General features: G+C 69.6%; 4 protein-coding genes. All 4 read left to right on the top strand.

All coding sequences use genetic code 11. The features are described from left to right. The first annotated feature begins 109 nt into the window (after positions 1 to 109). Positions 110 to 343: a DUF397 domain-containing protein gene (locus tag ACFV61_RS34820; protein ID WP_380430635.1), complete on the top strand. Its 234-nt coding sequence runs from the start codon at positions 110 to 112 to the stop codon at positions 341 to 343. 20 nt (positions 344 to 363) lie between these two features. Beyond that, complete coding sequence (locus tag ACFV61_RS34825; RefSeq protein ID WP_380430633.1) at positions 364 to 597, top strand: DUF397 domain-containing protein; 234 nt, start codon at positions 364 to 366, stop codon at positions 595 to 597. A 329-nt stretch (positions 598 to 926) separates the two neighbouring features. Then, positions 927 to 1,745, top strand: a complete 819-nt coding sequence (locus ACFV61_RS34830) for a hypothetical protein (protein ID WP_380496103.1) — start codon at positions 927 to 929, stop codon at positions 1,743 to 1,745. 808 nt (positions 1,746 to 2,553) lie between these two features. After that, complete coding sequence (locus ACFV61_RS34835; protein WP_380496104.1) at positions 2,554 to 4,074, top strand: glycosyl hydrolase family 18 protein; 1,521 nt, start codon at positions 2,554 to 2,556, stop codon at positions 4,072 to 4,074. The last annotated feature ends 119 nt before the right edge of the window (positions 4,075 to 4,193 follow it).

Raw genomic sequence — 4,193 nt, forward strand, 5'->3', positions numbered from 1 at the left:
CGAACCGCCCCCACCTCGCCTTCGACCAGGCCGAATGGACCGCCTTCGTCCAAGCCATCGAAGCCCACGACCCCCGCTTCACCGCCTAACCGCCCGCCGGGAGGCCAAGATGCCCGACCGAAACGACCCGTACAGCCACAACCCCGCCGACGCCGAGTGGGTCAAATCCCCGTTCTCCGGTGACGACAACGGCAGTTGCGTCATCATCTCGCGCTTCGACAACGGCGACGTCTGGCTCAGTGACGACAAGAACCCGAACCGCCCCCACCTCGCCTTCGACCAGGCCGAATGGACCGCCTTCGTCCAGGCCATCGAAGCCCACGACCCCCGCTTCACCGCCTGACCACCCATCGGGAGGCCAAGATGCGCGACCGCCACGACCCCTACGACCACAACCCCGCCGACGCCGACTGGACCAAGTCCCCCTTCTCCGGCGACTCCAACGGCAACTGCGTGATCATCGCCCGCTTCGACAACGGCGACGTCTGGCTCGGCGACGACAAGAATCCCGGCCGCCCCCACCTCGCCTTCGACCAGGCCGAATGGACCGCCTTCGTCCAAACCATCGAAGCCCGCAACCCCCGCTTCACCGCCTGACCACCCACCGCCCGGGCCGGGACCGCCGGGAAGCCCTGAGTGGCTGTTGCTGGCACCGGGCCGGTTCACGCTAGCGAAGGCCGTGGCTGGGCAAGGCGCCGGGTCATGAGCATCGTCGCCGACCAGTAGACCATCGCCTCCGCGCTGGTGGTGGAGCGTTCGAAGTCCCGCACGAGGCGACGGCTTCGCATCAGGTGGGCGAAGAACCGCTCACCCGATCGAGAAAGGCGGGGAGTGACGTGGTTACGGGATCGCTGATCCCGGCCGCCTGGCCTCTCGGGCACGAAATTGTGGAGCGTCGCCGAGCTGCCCGAGGCTAGGTTGGCGCGGTGCATCCGATCCGTTTCGAGGCCGCCACGACAGACGGCGTCCATCTCTTCCACTACCTCCCCGGCAATGACCTGGCGGTGACTCGGCACTGGCCTGGCCTGTGGCAGGAATGGCCTGAGGAGGGGACGCCGCACACCGAGTGGGCCGTGAACAACAACAACATGGAGGAAGTCGCCGTCTATGTGGGCCTGGCGTGGCGTCTGACGGCCGGCCTGGACCGCTATGTGATCCCGACGTACTACTGCGACGACGCCGAGCGTTTCCTGAAGCAAACGCCGATGCCGGTGAGCTGGGAGTACGAGGTCGACGCCAAAGCGCCGACCTCCACCACACGGGACAAGGGCTTCGTACCTGGTCGTACGGCGAAGCCCCTTCGGGTGGAGCCGACCGCCGCGGAGCTGGACCATGCCGGTCGTGCGGGCTTGTTCCGGTTGTCGACGCCTCGCGACCTGGTATCCGCGCTGCATGCGGTGATCTTCGATGCCTCGTCGGAGACCACGGTGTTCGCAGTCGCCCCCGGACCGGAGCGTCGCCAGCGTCTGGTGAGCGCGTTGAGCGGCCCGACTCCCCCTACTCTGGCCGAAGTCCTTGAGGGAGAAGGGGTGTTCGTGGACCTGACGATCGGCTCGGATTTCGACTACTACGACTCGGTCATGGTGGCGTCGCGCGCCGATCTGCGGCACCGGGTCGATGACCTGGCCGCCGACTATGCGCGCAGGATCTCGGCATATGAACTGCGCCTGGACGAACTCGCAAGTGTTCCGGACTTCCTCCGGGCGATGCCGGAGCTTGCCGGTGTGGACTTGGACGTTCCCTGAGCCCTGGATCACTCGATCGAGACCCTCGTTCGATCGGCAAGCCGCTTGATCGGTACGACAACAGCTTCCGAGTGCCGTCGAGCAGCTGGCGGTGGACCGCGGGGACGGCGGTGACGCGCAGGGTGTAGCCCTGGCCGCGCCGCACCGTGACGCCCTGATCGAGGGCGGTGGGCCGGCGGACTCCAGCCCGGTGGTGCGGAGGAAGTCGGCGACCGTGCCCGGCATGTCGGGCGTGACCGGCAGCTCGGGGACGGTGCAGGGCGAGGCGGTCGCGGTGGAGCACGTCGAGGACGTCGAGCACGTCGAGGATGTGCCCGGTGCCGCGTACGAGGCGGAACATCTCGCAGATGTGCACGGTCTCGCCCGGCCGCGCACAGGTGAGCGGTTCGCGGAACTTCGGGCGCTGGAGGGGGTGGAGGCGGCTGGAGGTGCTCGGCGCCTCCTCGAAACGCCGTCGGCGTCGAGGGTCAGGCGCCGAAGCCGTCCTCAAACTCCGCGCACTGCTCGCCAACGGCGCCCTCGATGCGAACCACTGACCGAGGGCCGGGACCTGGAGCCGATACGGCGCCGGCGATCACAGCCGGTCACCAGCAGGCTGGTTCGGTTGATCCCCGAGGCCGCACCCGTCGCCACTCACCGCATGCCCCGCGGTGAGCGGCGTCGGCATTACCGCTCATCTGATCGACCGTCAACCAGTTCATCCGAACTGCCCCACACGCACAGCTCCCGCCATTACGCTCCCAAGCGTGATCACGCCCGGCGTCGATCCGGGCGCATTCCGTCATCACCACCACAGGGAGCGCATGCCATGAGCGAGCTGGTGTACCCGTCCGACCCCGGCCTCAACGGCCACGCCGTGGACGCGGCCGAACGCACGTACAAGATGAACGGCTTCGACCCGGCGCGGGAGGACTCGAAGCTCTCCTACACGCCCTGCCGGGTCGCCAAGCCCGCCTTCAACACCTACCACCGCAGCGGCGAGCAGACCGTGTCCGGCTTCCTGGACACCACCTGGGCCTACGACAGCCGCCTGACGGACGACACCGGCGGCCCCACCGGCGGGCCGGGCGCGGACCTGACCCGGCTGGAGGCCGCGAACGGCGCCTTCGACGAGATCGTCCTCGGCCTGGTCGGCCTCGTCGGCGGCCAGGGCAGCCTGGCGGCCGCCACCGCCCAGGCCGCCCAGGACTTCGGCATCGCCTCCTCCGAGCGCGGCGCCGTGACCTTCATCGACGCCTGGAGCGCGGCCGCCGCCTACCTCGGCTACGGGTTCGACGGCTGGGTCTCCAACGACTACCAGGACCTGTTCACCCAGCCGAAGGCCCAGGGCCTGCTGGGTGCCGCCCGGCGCCTCAAGGAGCGCAACCCGAACCTCTCGGTCGGCCTGCACATCGGCGGCTGGGACCTGAGCGAGGCCTTCCACTCCATCGCCCAGGAGCCCGCCTCGCGGCGGCGGTTCGCCCAGTCCGTCGTACGGGTCTTCCGTGCCTTCCCGATGTTCTCCACCCTCCACCTGGACTGGCGCTGGCCCGGCTCGGCCGGCGCCCCGGAGGCCGGGTACGGCCCGGAGGACGCCGGGAACTACGCCGAGCTCATCCGCGAGACCAGGGCCGCGCTGTCCGCCGCCGACCGGAACGCCACGATCGCCGTCGCGGTGCCGGCCTCCGCCGCCCAACTGGACGCGATGAACGTCCCGCTCCTCATCGAGGCCGGCGCCGACCGACTGGACCTGATGTCCTTCGACTTCTTCGGCAGCCCCTGGTCCGAGAAGCTCGGGCACCACACCTCGCTGCGCCGCGATCAGGACAGCAGCCAGACGGACTGCGTCGACAACGCCGTCACCCACCTCATCGAGCACGCCGGCGTGGCTCCTCACCGCATCCACCTCGGCTACGCCACCACCACCCGCAACGCCAAGCACGCGCACATCACCGGTATTTCGCCCCTGCGCGGCAGGTACGACAACGGCTCGGGCGAGACGGTCGGCTCCTTCGCGCCCGGCACGAGCACCTGCGCCGACGTGCTGCGCAACTACCTCGACCTGGAGCAGGGCGAGGGCCGCAACGGCTTCGAGCTGTACACGGACGCCGTCGCCGACGCCGACTACCTCCACAACCCGAGCACCGGAGTCTTCCTTTCCCTCGACACCCCGCGCTCCGTCCGCGCCAAGGCCGAGTACGCCCGCGCCCGGGGCCTCGGCGGCCTGTTCGCCGAGCACGCCGAGGCCGACCCGGGCGTGCTCACCAACGCCGCCCGCGAGGGCCTGGGGCACACCGTCACCGCGACGGTCGTCGACATGAAGCCCCTCTACGTCACCGGCCGCAGCTGACGGCGGGCGGCGCCGTCCGCACCGCGGGCATCACGGGAGGTCCCGTGATGCCCGTCGTCGGCCCGCTAGTGCTGCTCCGCGGAAGTTCGTGGAGGGGTGTTGATCAGATATCCAGTCCG

It is taken from the genome of Kitasatospora sp. NPDC059817 (genome assembly GCF_042731835.1).
GTDB lineage: Bacteria > Actinomycetota > Actinomycetes > Streptomycetales > Streptomycetaceae > Kitasatospora.